The sequence below is a fragment of the Streptomyces zagrosensis genome (assembly GCF_014203645.1).
In the GTDB taxonomy this organism is placed as follows: Bacteria; Actinomycetota; Actinomycetes; order Streptomycetales; family Streptomycetaceae; genus Streptomyces; species Streptomyces zagrosensis.
In genome coordinates, this window is sequence record NZ_JACHJL010000012.1 from 55,287 (window position 1) to 70,365 (window position 15,079).

10 protein-coding genes are annotated in these 15,079 nt (G+C 70.0%); 7 read left to right on the plus strand and 3 right to left on the minus strand.

What is annotated here, in order from left to right:
- Positions 1–79: 79 nt before the first annotated feature.
- Together FHS42_RS22050 and FHS42_RS22055 are read right to left on the minus strand one after the other, a co-directional pair.
- Complete coding sequence (locus FHS42_RS22050; protein WP_184574580.1) at positions 80–319, minus strand: antitoxin; 240 nt, start codon at positions 317–319, stop codon at positions 80–82.
- A gap of 25 nt (positions 320–344) precedes the next feature.
- The gene (locus FHS42_RS22055; protein WP_184574582.1) at positions 345–482 is read right to left on the minus strand and encodes a hypothetical protein; all 138 of its coding nucleotides are present in this window, start codon (positions 480–482) and stop codon (positions 345–347) included.
- Positions 483–820: 338 nt separating this feature from the next.
- Between FHS42_RS22055 and miaA the strand changes: the two genes are divergently transcribed.
- The 5 genes from miaA (at position 821) to hflX (ending at position 9,205) form a co-directional block, all read left to right on the plus strand.
- Complete coding sequence (gene miaA / locus FHS42_RS22060; protein ID WP_184574584.1) at positions 821–1,771, plus strand: tRNA (adenosine(37)-N6)-dimethylallyltransferase MiaA; 951 nt, start codon at positions 821–823, stop codon at positions 1,769–1,771.
- A gap of 108 nt (positions 1,772–1,879) precedes the next feature.
- Positions 1,880–2,356: a hypothetical protein gene (locus FHS42_RS22065; RefSeq protein ID WP_184574586.1), complete on the plus strand. Its 477-nt coding sequence runs from the start codon at positions 1,880–1,882 to the stop codon at positions 2,354–2,356.
- A gap of 241 nt (positions 2,357–2,597) precedes the next feature.
- Complete coding sequence (gene dapF / locus FHS42_RS22070) at positions 2,598–3,569, plus strand: diaminopimelate epimerase (RefSeq protein ID WP_184574588.1); 972 nt, start codon at positions 2,598–2,600, stop codon at positions 3,567–3,569.
- A 275-nt stretch (positions 3,570–3,844) separates the two neighbouring features.
- Positions 3,845–7,171 carry an HD domain-containing protein gene (locus tag FHS42_RS37355; protein WP_246495185.1) on the plus strand — a complete coding sequence of 1,109 codons (3,327 nt, stop codon included), beginning with the start codon at positions 3,845–3,847 and terminating at the stop codon, positions 7,169–7,171.
- A gap of 510 nt (positions 7,172–7,681) precedes the next feature.
- Complete coding sequence (hflX, locus tag FHS42_RS22085) at positions 7,682–9,205, plus strand: GTPase HflX (RefSeq protein ID WP_184574590.1); 1,524 nt, start codon at positions 7,682–7,684, stop codon at positions 9,203–9,205.
- 661 nt (positions 9,206–9,866) lie between these two features.
- Here the strand turns inward: hflX and FHS42_RS22090 are convergent.
- On the minus strand, positions 9,867–11,087 hold the full coding sequence (locus tag FHS42_RS22090; RefSeq protein ID WP_184574592.1) for a trypsin-like serine peptidase: 1,221 nt from the start codon (positions 11,085–11,087) through the stop codon (positions 9,867–9,869).
- A gap of 518 nt (positions 11,088–11,605) precedes the next feature.
- On the opposite strand from FHS42_RS22090, the gene FHS42_RS22100 reads away from it, so the two are divergent.
- Together FHS42_RS22100 and FHS42_RS22105 are read left to right on the plus strand one after the other, a co-directional pair.
- Positions 11,606–13,960 carry an IucA/IucC family protein gene (locus tag FHS42_RS22100; RefSeq protein WP_246495186.1) on the plus strand — a complete coding sequence of 785 codons (2,355 nt, stop codon included), beginning with the start codon at positions 11,606–11,608 and terminating at the stop codon, positions 13,958–13,960.
- 21 nt (positions 13,961–13,981) lie between these two features.
- Complete coding sequence (locus FHS42_RS22105) at positions 13,982–14,941, plus strand: GNAT family N-acetyltransferase (RefSeq protein WP_184574594.1); 960 nt, start codon at positions 13,982–13,984, stop codon at positions 14,939–14,941.
- The last annotated feature ends 138 nt before the right edge of the window (positions 14,942–15,079 follow it).

Below are 15,079 nucleotides of genomic sequence, written 5' to 3' on the forward strand. Positions count from 1 at the left end.
CTGGGACCAGCAACACGGCCGCGGAGCGCTGCTCCGCGGCCGTGTTGCTGGTCAGGTGTTCTCAGAGGTTTTCAGGCTTTCACTGACCCTGCGGGCCCTTGCCGCCGTCGTCCTTGTGCGCGAGGCGATCAAGGGCGCCCTTGGCCTTGCCCGTACCGTTTTCGATCTTGCCGCTGTACTTGCCCTTGGTCTTCGTGTCGACCGTCTTTGCGGCCTTGTCCAGACCGCGCTCGATCTTGTCACCGTGCTGATTTGCGAGGTCACCAGCCTTGCCCTTGAGCTGACCGGCCTTCGCCTTGAGATTGTCCAGCAGGCCCATGGGGCCACCTTCCCTCGTCGGAGGACTACTGACGGGCGTCCTCCCCGGCCTCGCTGTCCGCCGCATGAGCAGCGCACTGTTGCTGCGGAATCGCGGCGCCATCCACCGCTTCGGCGCCGGGCTCGGCGTTCTCAGCGGCGGAGGCATCCGCCCACGGTTTCACCGGCGCCGTGTCGAGCTCTTGGCGCCCTACTGGAGCCGGGGCTTCCGTGGCTGATTCCGCCGCCAGGCTACCGTCCTCAGTTGCGCCCAACGTCTCGGCGACCGGGCCTCTCACCGCGCCCGACTCACGACGAAACTCTGACAAAACGCCCGTAAACACTCCATAGATTAACGTGCAGGGGCGAAATGCCGGTCGGGAGCGGAGGGGTCTCTTGCGCCATCCATCGAACCCGGCTCCGCGGGCCGGTCGCCGAAACCTCGCAACAGGCAACGACCGCCGCGAACCCTCGTCACGTCGCTCGTTCGAGGAGTGGCCCCAAGGTTTGCGAGACTGGCCCGGTGAACAGCGCAGTTCCCGCTCCGCGGGTCATCGCCGTCGTCGGTCCTACCGCGGCGGGCAAATCCGATCTGGGGGCCGCCCTGGCCCGGCACCTCGGCGGCGAGGTGATCAACGCCGACTCCATGCAGCTTTACCGCGGCATGGACATCGGCACCGCCAAGCTCCCCCCAGCCGAGCGTCAGGGCGTACCGCATCGGCTGCTGGACATCTGGGACGTCACCCAGGCAGCCAGCGTGGCCGAGTATCAGCGGCTGGCCCGTAAGGAGATCGACCGACTGCTCGCCGAAGGTCGCACGCCGGTGCTTGTCGGTGGCTCCGGACTGTACGTACGGGGCGCGATCGACGCCCTGGAATTCCCCGGCACCGACCCTGTCGTACGAGCCCGGTTGGAGCAGGAACTGGCCGAGCGCGGCAGCGGCCCGCTGCACGCCAGGCTCGCCGTTGCTGACCCCAGGGCCGCCACCGCGATTCTCCCCAGTAACGGCCGCCGCATCGTCCGCGCTCTGGAGGTCATTGAGATCACAGGGCGCCCTTTTACCGCCAACCTGCCCGAGGCCGACTCGGACGGTGGAGCCGTCTACGACACGGTGCAGATCGGTGTGGACGTCGCACGCCCCGAACTGGACGAGCGGATCGCCCGGCGGGTGGACCGGATGTGGGAAGCGGGGCTGGTGGACGAGGTACGGCGGCTTGAGGAAGCCGGCCTACGGGAGGGGCGCACGGCGTCGCGCGCCCTGGGATATCAGCAGGTGCTCGCGCTGCTGGCGGGAGAGTATGGCGAGGAGGCGGCGCGAGCGGAGACCGTACGCGCGACCAAACGCTTCGCGCGCCGGCAGGACTCCTGGTTTCGGCGCGACGCGCGCGTCCACTGGCTCAGCGGTGCTGCCGAGCGGTTGGGGGAACTTCAAGGGCACGCGCTGACGTTGGTCGAACGAGCGGTCACAGCCTGATCACGTGATGGCATCGGGACGCTCCGTGCGCCCTGGAGGCCGCTCCGATCGTGCCATCATCGAGCTTCGATCGTGCCGCGATGCTGAAAGTGGGGAGGGCGTACGGCGATGGAGGCCAGCCCTCGCGACACAGCGGAGACACCACCGCGAGATGAGCCGGAGTCACTCGTTCCGGAGGAGTCCGAGTCACTGACCCCGGACGGGCCGGACGCACAGGACAACAGCGACGCGCCGCGGGGCGAGCCCGCGGAATCCTTCCGCGATCTGCGCCCGCCACGGCGGCTGCGGATCTGGCAGATCGCGCCCATCGTCGGGCTTGCCACCCTTGGCTCGCTGATGTTCGCCTTCCCCCTCGCCTTCGAGTTCGGCGACGGAGGCGCGGTGGTCTCCATGCTCGGGCTGCTGCTGAGTTGCTGCGCGGCTGGCTGGGGCCTCATGGCCGCCCGACGCGTTGGCTATACCTGGCCCGGCCTGCCGCCCCGCGGCTCGGGCCGCAAGGCCGACTGGCGTTACGTGCTCGCCTACATCGCCATGGTCGGACTCCTCGCGGCGCTGGCCATCTGGCGCGTCGCCCGCCTCCGCTAGCCATTCTGCTGCTAGCCCCCTTGGCCCCGTCGTCAGCCCCACCTTCGCTTGATGTCTCTTTGCGGAGCCGGCCTCGCAGCCGCCCCGTGGACCCCGTGACCCGCCTCCGTAAGCCCCGCCCCGTGCCCCGTGGGCCCCGCGCTCCGACCGTAGGCGCCCCTAGGCGGCGCCGGGGCCGCGCGCTTCGGGCCGGGCGCCCCGCACGCCGTCGCTGTCCACCGCGGCGCCGTAGGATTGAGGCATGAGCACCACAGAGCCGCTCCTGTTCCTCAAGGGGCACGGCACCGAGAACGACTTCGTGATCGTCCCCGACCCGGACGGCCACCTGGAGCTGTCCGCGGCGGTTGCGGCGCGTATCTGTGATCGCCGTGCGGGCGTCGGAGGCGATGGACTGCTGCATGTCGTACGGTCCGCCGCGCACCCCGAGGCGCAGGCGATGGCGCCCGATGCCGAGTGGTTCATGGACTACCGCAACGGTGATGGCAGCATCGCCGAGATGTGCGGCAACGGGGTGCGGGTTTTCGCTCGCTACCTGCGCTATGCCGGGCTGGCCGACGAGGGCGACCTCGCCATCGCGACGCGCGCAGGCGTACGCCGAGTGCACGTTGCTAAGGCCGTCGCCAAGGCCCTGCCCTCCGCAGCCTCGCAAGACGAGGGGCAGGCCGGGGGCGACATCACCGTCACGATGGGTCGGGCGCTGCTGCCGGCCGGGCTCGATGCGTCGGTCACCGTCTCGGTGGGGGCGCGTAGTTGGCCGGCGCGTCATGTGAACATGGGCAATCCGCATGCGGTCGCGTTCGTCGATGATCTCGCCGATGCGGGCGACCTGTTCAGTGCGCCAGGTGTGCAGCCCGCCTCCGTGTACCCGGACGGCGTGAACGTCGAGTTCGTGGTGAGTCGCGGTCCGCGGCATGTTGCCATGCGCGTGCACGAGCGGGGCGTGGGGGAGACCCGGTCCTGTGGCACTGGCGCCTGCGCCGTGATGGTGGCCGCCGCACGCCGCGACGGCCTGGACCCCGCAGAACTCGGCCACCCTGTTACGTACACGGTCGATGTCCCCGGCGGCAGGCTGGCGATCAGCGAGTTTCCGGACGGCAGTGTGGAGATGACGGGGCCCGCCGTCATCGTGGCGCAGGGAACACTGGACCCAGCGTGGCTGCGTACGACGCTTGGGAGCGACGGCGAGCGTGGGGCGGGACCGCTCAGCGGATGAATGCTCACCGGACAGGCGCGCACCGGATGGACACGGAGTGCGAGCTCGCCGCGCGGCGGGCGGTTTGACGCCTCTTCCACGGAAGCCCGCTGACGAAACATCGGTTCGTTTGGCTCGCTCGAATGGGTGATCTGGTTCACGCTTGGCGAGAGCGGTTCGGTGGCAGGTGATGGGCTCGGTAGCATCAAGCACCGGCACGGGCGCCAGTTCGGTGCCCCAGGGGCCGATCGCCCCGGCAGTCGCTGCTTCGCCGGTCGATGCCGCCGGAGGTGCCCATGAGCGCAGAGGCCACAAACCCAGCAGAACAGGCTGCGTTCGGCCGAAGGCGTGGCCGCCCCCTCATCGACCTGCGTAACCTTCGAAGGTTCGGGCGGGCCGCGCTCTTAGGGCCGACGCCACGGGGCCGAGTTTCCGATGCGATCGAGCACGTGGTCAAGACGCACCGTGCCCACCACCCCGGGGCCGACCTAGACGTGCTGCGTCGGGCGTACGAGCTCGCCGAGTCCTCGCACCGGGGGCAGATGCGCAAGAGCGGTGAGCCGTACATCACTCACCCGCTGGCCGTGACGCTCATCCTGGCGGAACTCGGCGCCGAAACCACGACGTTGACTGCCTCGCTGCTGCACGACACGGTCGAGGACACCGAGGTAACGCTCGCTCAGGTGCGGGAGGAGTTCGGCGAGGAGGTGCGCTACCTCGTCGATGGTGTCACCAAGCTGGAGAAGGTGGATTACGGGGCCGCAGCAGAGCCCGAAACGTTTCGCAAGATGCTCGTCGCCACCGGCAACGACGTGCGGGTCATGTCCATCAAGCTCGCTGACCGGCTGCACAACATGCGCACGCTGGGCGTCATGCGTCCCGAAAAGCAGGTCCGCATCGCCAAGGTCACCCGCGACGTACTGATCCCGCTCGCCGAGCGGCTCGGCGTACAGGCGCTCAAGACGGAGCTTGAAGACCTGGTCTTCGCGATCCTGCACCCGGAGGAGTACGCACGAACCCGTGAGCTGATCGCCGAGCACGCCGCCCGCCCCGACCCGCTGGCCGAGACCGCACGCAGCGTACGAGCGGTACTACACGAGGCGGGCATCGCCGCTGACGTGCTCGTTCGGCCGCGGCACATCGTCTCGGTCTACCGGGCGCGACTCAAACGGGGCGAGTTGTCCGGTTCGGGCCTTGGGCGGCTGTTGGTGCTCGTCGGGGAGGACGCCGACTGTTACGCGGTCCTCGGCGAACTCCACACGTGCTTCACGCCGGTCATCTCGGAGTTCAAGGACTTCATCGCGGTACCGAAGTTCAATCTCTACCAGTCGCTGCACACGGCGGTCGCCGGTGACGCCGGCGAGATCACCGAAGTGCTCATCCGCACCCAGCAGATGCACAACGCCGCCGAGGCCGGTGTGGTCGCACTGGGCAATCCGTACGCCCCCGCACCGGACGGAGCGGAGGGCACGGAGCGTACGGCGACGGGTGGTGGGAGCGGCACGGGGGAGCGACACGGTGCCGGGGACGGGGCGGACGGCGAGCGGGCCGATCCGACCAGGCCCGGCTGGCTGTCGCGGCTGCTGGACTGGCAGCGCGCGGTGTCGGACACGGACGCCTTCTGGTCCTCGCTCCGCGACGATCTCGCCCAGGACCGTGAGATCACCGTCTTCGCCCTCGACGGCACGGTACTCAGCGTCCCCGACGGGGCGAGTTGTGTGGACGCCGTATACGCGCGGTACGGAGCGGCCGGGCACTGCTGTGTAGGTGCCCGAGTCAACGGCCGGCTCGTCACGCTCAGTACGGCGCTCCACGACGGGGACGGTGTCGAGTTCCTGATGGCGAGCGGACGCGACGCCGCGTCGTCCGGCCCATCCCCGGAATGGCTCGCCCACGCGCGTACTCCAGCCGCACGGATTGCCATCACGCACTGGCTGAACTCTCACCAGACAGCACCCGACCACCCGCCCCATCCGGGCTCCGATGCCGCGAGCTCCCCCGCTGCCCACGGCGGTGCCGTTACGCATCACGCGACGCCTTCGGACGGTGGCGAGCGCGAGTCGGGCGCGCCAGCGCCCCATGCGGCTGAGCACGGGGCTGCCCCCGCTACAGGTGAGCACGGGGCCGAGTCCCGTGTGGATGGGGAGGAAGCCGGGAAGAGCGGCCTGGCGACGCTCGGGGCCGTAGCGCGTGGCGCCGCAGGGCGTGCTGCCGCGGGCAGTGGGGCACGGGGGGCAGAAGGCGGTCAGGACAAGGAGCACGGCCACGCGAGGCCCGGGGCGCCGGAGGACGGGGCGACGGCCCACAGCGGGGCACGGGGCACGGGGCACGGGGCACGGGGGGCCGCGGACGGAGCGCCGGCCACGGAGCACGGGGCCACGGGGCACGGGGCACGGAGCGCGGAGCACGGGGCCCGGGGGGCCACAGACGGAGCCCGCGCCGCACTGGAGGAGACCGCGCACAGCAGCGCCACGGCGGACGGCGGCGGTGCGCTGAACGCAGCCTCCGCCCTGCTCGTTGCCTCACCTCCGCCGATCGTCGCCCCGCCCGGCGCCGGGGAGGCTGAGCGCCTCCCGGCCCCGACCCGAGGTGGCGAGCCGCATGACGACGACGGCCACGGCACCGTTCCGAGCACTGGCGCCGCCCCGAGTACCGGCACGCCGCCGCCTGACAACACCGTGGCCATGGCCAAACCGGCGTCCCACGGCGACCGTGCTGCACCTCCTGTCGGGTCCACCCCGGCCAGCAACGCTGCGGTGGCCACCGCAGCACAAGACGGTGCTGGCTCCGACGAAGCAGAGCCCGAGGCGAGCACGGGGGGTGCGCCGAAGAGCGCTGTACGCGGCCGGGGCACTGTCTCGGCTGACCGCGAGCGGGGCATCGACGGCCGGGTCAGCGCCGGGCGTCGGGCCGCTGGCCACGATGGGGAGGGCGACGGCGCCGAGCCCGCTTCCGGGCGGCAGCGGCACATCGCCACGGGGCGCCGGAACATGTCAGAAGGCAAAGGCGCCGCCTCGGCCGCTGCGGGCCGGGCCCAGGAGCCCGGTGCACACGTTGCAAACGGTGTGGCGGACTCGTCCCGTGCACCGGGCTCGCCCCGCACCGAGGGCACGCCCGGCGGGCAGCGGGGCGCGTCAGACGCACGCCGTGGCCCCGGTGTCGTCGTGGGCCAGCCCGGTGTCGCCGTGCGACTGGCCGGGTGTTGTACGCCGGTGCCACCGGACGAGGTCACCGGGTTCGCCGTACGGGGTGGAGCGGTCACCGTGCACCGGGTGCCCTGCCCCGTGGTGACGCGGATGACCGAGGAAGGGCGGGAGTCGGTTGAGGTGCACTGGCAGTTGGATGCCGAGACGACGACCCGCGGCTATCGGGTGACACTTTGCGCCGAGGCATTCAGCCGGCCCCACCTGTTGGCCGACCTCACCGAGGTCATCGCCGCACAGGGAGCAGAGGTCATCTCCGCGGCCGTGGAGCCACCGTATGAGCAGCGCGTTCGGCACACGTACACGCTGCAACTGCCGGACGCCGGTCGGCTGCCGCTGCTGATGCGCGCCATGCGCCAGGTGCCCAGCGTGTACGACGTCACCCGCGCGGGTCATGAACTCACGACGGCGGGCGTGTAACACGCCCTGCCGCTGCTGCCGCTCCCGTTCCCGCCGGGGTCGGCGCTCCGTGCTCCGGGCCCCGTTGCCCGTGCTGGGGCTCCGTGCCCCGTGCCCCGCGCTCCGTGGAGGCGAGGCCCCCCGGCCCCGGCCCCGAGCCTGACGCTCCGAGGGCCAGCCCCCGCACCCCATGCCGGCCCTACGCCCCACGCCCGCCCCGCGCCCCATGCCCCGCCCCTTCATCACTCCAAGGACCACCCCCGAGAACGCCGCCCCGCCCCCCGTCAACTGGCTGGCTCACCCTGATGGTCCGGCCGCCTCCCTGCCCCGTTCATCCGGCATGCCTCGCTCGTTACGCCCGGCCACTTCGGCCACGCCGCGGAAAAGCCGCGAAACAGCCGCGGAAAACCCGCGTGACCCCCGCGATCGTGCGTGGCACCATCAAAGTGTCGGCGCGGCGGCGGCCCGGGAATCGTTTCGGGCGGCCGAGCGTTATCGACACTGACTGTTCTCACACGACGTAAGGAACCAATGACAACCCCTTCCCAGCAGCAGTCGTTCCCCGCCGCGGATACCTCGGACCGGCAGAGCCTCCCCGAGAGCCTTCGGGCCGACGCCCTGATGGAAGAGGACGTCGCCTGGAGCCACGAAGTCGATGAGGAGCGTGACGGCGAGCAGTACGACCGCTCCGAGCGGGCCGCTCTGCGCCGTGTCGCGGGCCTGTCCACCGAGCTCGAAGACGTCACCGAGGTCGAGTACCGGCAGTTGCGCCTGGAGCGCGTCGTGCTGGTGGGCGTCTGGACGTCCGGCACGGCGGGTGACGCGGAAAACTCGCTCGCGGAACTCGCGGCGCTCGCCGAGACGGCGGGAGCGCTCGTTCTCGACGGCGTCATCCAGCGTCGCCCCAAGCCCGACCCGGCCACGTATATCGGTTCCGGCAAGGCGGAGGAACTGCGTGACGTGGTGCTCGAATCGGGCGCGGACACCGTCGTCTGCGACGGTGAGCTCAGCCCCGGCCAGCTCATTCACCTGGAAGACGTCGTCAAGGTCAAGGTCGTCGATCGCACGGCGTTGATCCTGGACATCTTCGCCCAGCACGCCAAGTCCCGAGAGGGCAAGGCGCAGGTCGCGCTCGCGCAGATGCAGTACATGCTGCCGAGGCTGCGTGGCTGGGGTCAGTCGCTCTCCCGGCAGATGGGCGGCGGCGGCGGTGGCGGCATGGCCACCCGTGGCCCTGGTGAGACGAAGATCGAGACCGACCGGCGGCGGATTCGCGAGAAGATGGCGAAGATGCGCCGTGAGATCGCGGAGATGAAGACCGGCCGCGACATCAAGCGGCAGGAGCGTAAGCGCCACAAGGTTCCATCCGTCGCGATCGCCGGTTACACGAACGCGGGCAAGTCGTCCTTGCTCAACCGCCTCACCGGCGCCGGTGTCTTGGTGGAGAACTCGTTGTTCGCCACCCTGGACCCGACCGTCCGTCGCGCTGAGACGCCCAGCGGCAGGCTTTACACGCTGGCCGACACCGTCGGCTTCGTACGACACCTACCTCACCACCTGGTCGAAGCGTTCCGCTCCACCATGGAGGAGGTGGGGGACGCTGACCTGATCCTGCACGTGGTCGATGGTTCGCACCCCGTGCCCGAGGAGCAGTTGGCGGCCGTGCGCGAGGTGATCCGAGACGTGGGCGCCGTCCAGGTGCCGGAGATCGTGATCGTCAACAAGGCGGACGCGGCAGACCCGGTGGTCCTGCAACGGCTGCTGCGGGTCGAGCAGCGTGCTATTGCCGTATCGGCGCGTACCGGACAGGGCATCGAGGAACTGCTCGCGCTCATCGACGCGGAACTACCGCGGCCGAGCGTTGAGCTTGAGGCGCTTGTGCCCTACACACGAGGTGGCCTCGTCTCTCGTGTGCACGCCGAGGGCGAGGTGATCTCCGAAGAACACACCCCGGAGGGCACCCTGCTCAAGGCCCGTGTGCATGAGGAACTGGCGGCGGAACTCCGTCCCTACGTGCCGGCAGGTTCCGTTGGCGGCCCAGCCGACACCGCCTGACGCATCACCAGCGCCCCGCACGGCGCCCGTCGCGCCGGCCGATCACCAATACGACCGGCCGGTGCACGGGTCTACCCACCCGTCTGCCCCGAGCTGTAACCGGCGGGACGGACAACAGGTAGACCCGCCGCGGTGAGCCAGATCGGCCTCTCGGCCGGGCGGATGCACCACATCAGGTGCGTGCTCGGGGCACGTCAGGCCACCCGGCGCCGCACTGACGTCGCGTCCCGAAAGGGCGTCTCTTCCAAGCGGCGCCTGCCCTGAGACGTACCGCCCGTTCAGGCCCGCACCGGGCACCCGACCAGCACACCGGCGGCCGGCGTACGTGAGGGTCCGCCCCACCACATCGGTGGGGCGGACCCTCATGTCGTTCTCAGTTCCGAAGGCGGTCGAACGCTCGCGGAGCGTCCTCTGTAGAGGGCTTGCAACGCACTCACCGAATTGGCCAGGCGTCTCACCGGACGGCGGACGAACTGGCGCGTCGAGTGCGCTGACAGAACCGCCCTGGCCCGCCTCCTACCAGACCGACAAGCCAGCCCGCCAGTTGACCAGGCGTGTCAGCCGACCGAACGTGGCAGCCGACCGAACGCGAACGCGACAACCGACCGAACGCGTCAACCGGGCGGGCGCTCGCCGCTGGAGCGCGCGCCCGGCAACCTGCTCATCGGTTGGCGAACTTCTTGCTCACCGCGTTGTAGACACCCTTTGCCTCTTCGCCCAGGTGCGGGCCGGCCAGCCAAGTTCCATTGGCCGGGCCGATCGAGGTGTTGGACACCAGCGCCGGTTGCCCGTCCTGGCCCTTGGCAACCCAGCCGCCACCGGAGGAGCCGGCAGTCATGCGGCAGCCGACGCGGTACATGGTCGGCTGCGCCGTGTCCAGCGAGAGCCGTCCCGGCTTGTCGGTGCACTGGTGCATGGATTGGCCGTCGAACGGCGGGGCTGCGGGGTAGCCGGTGGCCGTCATGTCCTCGATCGACTTCACGGCCGGGGCGTTGAACTCCACCGGCAGCGCGCCACCGATGGTTTCCTCAAGCGACTTGTCGCTACCGTCCTCCGGCTTGACCTTCAGCACCGCGAAGTCATACGGAGCGCCCTGGCCCCCGACCTTGGCGCCCTGCTTGATCCACTGGTCGGAGGTCTGCGCCCACTCGGCCCACCACAGCCCCTTCGGCGCGATCTCTTCCTTGGACGCGTTCTCCAACTCGGCCGTCGAAAGTCCGCTGTCGTTGTATGAGGGCACGAACATGACGTTGCGGTACCAGCCGCCGCCCTTGCCCGCGTGCACGCAGTGACCCGCGGTCCAGAGCATGTTGGACTTGCCGGGGTTTGCCGGGTCCTTCACCACGGTCGCGGAGCAGACCATTGAGCCGTCAGGACCGTCGAAGAAGACTTTGCCCGCCTCCGGCACATTTGCGCTGTACGGAGTCTTCACCTGCTGTGCGTCCACCGGCTGCGGCTCGGGGTCGGTCACGTTCTGGTCGCCGGCGATGTCGTCCTCAACCGGCTGGTCGGGCTCCTCGGCATCCTTCATCCGGTCCGAGTCCCACAGGTCCTCGATGATCGGGTTGATGAAGTCGCCGGCCTCGCGAAGCCACTCCTTGTCGAAGTCCTTCCAGGCCCCGTCCTTCCACTTGTCCAGGTCGAGCCCGAGGTCCTTCAGCTTGTTGTTGAGGTCGCTCGGCAGCGCCAGATCATCCGAACCCTGATTCGCGGATGCGCTCGGGTCGGAGCCACCTTCGTTGTCCGAGGGACCGCAGGCAGTGGCGGTCAGCGCCAGTACCGCGGTCAACGCCGCCGCGGCTATCGCGGAAGAGGAGTTCCGCGCGCGCCGTGCCCGCCGCTTGGCGCGCTGGCGAGAGCTGGATGGGCGAAAGGATGGCATGGGCGGAACTCCCCCTGGATGTTCGGTCTGCTCTACAGGCGTTCTCTACTTGTCATGCACCGCCCTGGCGGAGGGCGGCACCCCACTATGCCGGTGACGCGTACGACGGCCGAACGCGGGTCCCCGGTTCCGCGGCGTCAGGGATCTGCCGCCGGACCGTTATCCGTGGCCCGCCGCGTCGTTGGTACGTACGGGGCACGCCCGACCCCCGTTCCACGACGGGAATTAGCACCGATCCGCAGGCAACGGACGTCACGTGGCCAGCGACAAGGCCGGTCAGGCTTCGCTAGACAAAGCACGGGTTTCACCGGAAACCCGTGCATGCCAGTGACGCCGGCGCGACGAGCGATGCCGGCACCACCGCCACATCGGCACCGCCAACGGCGCCACCGGCACATCGGCACCACCAGCACATCGGCGGCCCCCACGTCACGGCGAGGCAACCGCACGGTTAGCCGAACGAAGGAGGAAGGCGCACCCGCCTTGGCCCAGCGCCTGAGGCTCGCGCCGTACACCGTATGAACGCAGCTTCCGGAGCCGACGCGCTGCCGGGCACCGTCACCTCAGTGACGGTCCCCGAACAGACCCGGTGCAGTGATAGGCCGGCCTCTAGCCGCGGTACGGCCCGGGCGCCCGATCCGCTCGACCATGCGGACCCGCGCACGGCAGCGGACGCCGCAACCGTCGAGAACCTGCTGAGGTGCTGGGTACGCGAGAACGACGCCGCCCCGCCGCGTGGTGACATCCTGCGGCTCACGCTCACGGCCAGCGGCATCGGCCTTCGCGTCCCCGTGCGCTACTGGTCCGCGACGGGTTGGCACCGTTTCGGTCACCCGGTTTTGGAGGGCGGCCCGGCCGACGCTCCGACGGTGGACGCGGTCACCCTGGCCGCCCTGCTCAGCCGTGAGGCCACGTACCAGCCGGCTCGTGATGCAGAGCCCCTCGGCGGCGGTGGCGGGGAGGCGGACTGCGGTCGCGCAGCGGTAGCGGCGGACGAGTACGAGTACGGCACTGCCTACTCAGTAGAGGGGGCGCGGGGCAGCGCGTACGGGGGTGATGGCGCGCCCCGTGGCGCATATGGGGGCGACGGCGCGTGCGGTGGTGCGTACGGTGTCGCGGAGGCGTTGGAGGGGGCATACGACGCGAAGGAAAGCGGTCAGTGTGGCGACGCCCAAGCCCCGGCCGCAGATGCGGGATTGACCGCAACGGGTATGGCTTACACCGCGGCCGTTGCCGCTGTCGATGCCATGCCTACGAGGAGCGGAAGCGACCCATATGGTGCCAGCGGTGCCACCGGTGCCAATAGCGTCAGTGTGAGTGATGCGAGCGTCGCTCACCAGAGCGGCGTGGCCGCAGCGTCCCTGGACGTTGAACGGTGGCAGGGAGCCGGCGGGGCAACTGCGGTGAGCGGTGCCGAACTCGTCGGTCGAGTCGCGGATTCCGTGCGCCGTACTGCCGTATTCCTCGCCGACCGGCGGGCTGCGCCAACTGACTCCGGCACTGGCGGAGCCTTCCTCGCCGGCGAACAGGCGTTGTTGCTTGGCCACCCGCTGCATCCCACGTCCAAGAGTCGTGAGGGCCTCTCGGAGGCGGAAGCCGGGACGTACTCTCCTGAGCTACGCGGTGCCTTCCCGCTGCACTGGTTCGCGGTGGACCCCTCCGTGCTCGCCGCCGATTCCGCATGGACCGAGCGGGGCCGCACCGTACCCGCCGATCGACTCATCACCGTGGTCGCAGGAGCGCCACCGCTGCCTAGTGGCGCGGTGCCACTGCCGCTGCATCCGTGGCAAGCACGCGAGGTTCGGCACCGTACGGCAGTCGCCGCGCTGATCGAAGCGGGACTGGTGCGCGACCTTGGCTCAAGCGGCGCCCCGTGGCACGCCACCTCGTCGGTACGCACCGTCTTTCGGCCCGCAGGACCCGCGATGCTCAAGCTCTCTCTCGGAGTGCGCATCACCAACTCCCGTCGCGAGAATCTGCGCAAGGAACTGCTTCGCGGGGTGGAGGTACATCGGCTGCTACGGAGCGGGCTGGCCAAGGAATGGCGGGCTGCGTGCCCAGGGCAACCAGGCTTCGACATTGTGCGCGACCCGGCCTGGCTCGCCGTCGATGGGCCCGACGGCGAACCGGTGACTGGCCTGGATGTGGTCATCCGGCACAACCCGTTCGCCGCCGATGATGACGCGGTGTGCCTGGCGGGGCTCGTCTCGCCCAGGCCCTGGCCTGGGCGACAGGGGCAGGTGATGTGCTCCCGGCTCGCCCACATTGTGAGCCGGCTTGCCGCTCGCACGGGGCGCCCCGTGGGCGCCGTCTCGGCGGAGTGGTTCCTGCGCTACCTGCATACCGTCGTGCGACCGCTCCTGTGGCTGGACGGAGCGGCGGGGGTCGCGTTGGAGGCGCACCAGCAGAACACGGTCGTACTGCTTGATGCGTACGGTTGGCCCACGGGCGGGCGCTACCGCGATAACCAGGGCTTCTACTTCCGCGAGTCTCACAGAGCTGCGCTCGACCGCCGGCTGCCAGGCATCGGCGTACGCAGCGACACCTTCGTCTCCGACGAGGTCACCGACGAACGCTTCGCCTACTACCTGGGCATCAACAATGTCCTCGGCCTCATCGGGGCGTTCGGTGCCCAACGGCTCAGCGACGAACGCCTGTTGATCGCTGCCTTTCGCCGCTTTCTTGGCGAGGCATCCCGACAACCGGCGGCGACTCGTTCCCCACTGGCCGCCCGGCTGCTTGACGCACCCACCCTGCGCTGCAAAGCCAACATGCTCACCAGACTGCGTGGCCTGGACGAGCTGGCGGGACCGGTGGACACCCAGTCCGTCTACGTCACCGTCGCCAACCCCCTCGTTGCATCCGCCCCCTGACCCATGAGCCGAGAAACCGCCATGAGACCCACCGGTTCCACCCCCGATGCCCCCGACAGTGCTCCTGCCCACCGCGCCCCTGCCGCCGCCGGCGCCTCGCCCTCTGCCCGAGACGGAGCCGGTGATACCACTGTCATCCCCGATGACCCGGCCTGTGACGACACGGTCGATCTGCTGCTCCCCGAGGTGAACGGCGACGTCCCCCCCTCTTCGTTGCCGCTTCTCCCCTCTCTCCCCCCGCTTCCCGACTGCACCGATGTTCCCGCGTTCCGTGCCTACCCCGGGGATGCCGCGTTTGCAGCGGGCCCCCACCGAGCGGCGCAGCCAGGCGTGCCGCTCGGTGCTCGGGCGGTGACGGCGCACCTGGGTGAGGCGCCGACCACTGTTGCTCCCGCCCCGCCGCCGGCACAGGGCCTGCTCGGTGACGTCGGGCGTTGGGGCCCCGTCACCACGCCTTTCGGTTCCTTTCGGCTCGTCCCTGTCCACATCGAGCGTGACCTTCCATTGGTCTGCCGCTGGATGAACGACCCCGCTGTGGCCGCCTTCTGGGAGCTTGCCGGCCCCGAGCAGATCACGGAGCGCTATCTGCGAGGGCGGCTGGACGGTGATGGCCGCGCTCTGCCTTGCCTTGGTGTCTTGGACGGCACGCCGATGAGCTATTGGGAGCTGTACCGGGCAGACCTGGACCCCGTGGCCCGGTACTACCCGGCCCGCCCCCATGACACTGGGCTGCACTTGCTGATCGGCGGCGTGCCTGACCGGGGCCATGGCGTGGGTACGGTGCTGCTGCGTGCGGTCGCCGACCTGGTGTTTGACCACCGGGCCGACTGCGGTCGAGTGATTGCCGAACCTGACCTCCGTAACACCCCCTCCATCGCGGCATTTCTCAGCGCGGGCTTCCGCTTCAGTGCCGAGGTGACCCTCCCCGGCAAACGCGCGGCTTTGATGGTCCGAGACCGGTCGCTACGCCACCTGCTCTGACCACGCGGATGGTGAAGGTCGCGACGCCGCCCGGCGGTCCGCCCCGCGTCCCAAGACAGCCCCCAGCACCGCCCGCCAGGCACCGTACGCACGGCGCCGCACGCCTGCTGCGCGCCGCCGGACGCGGCATCGTGCCCC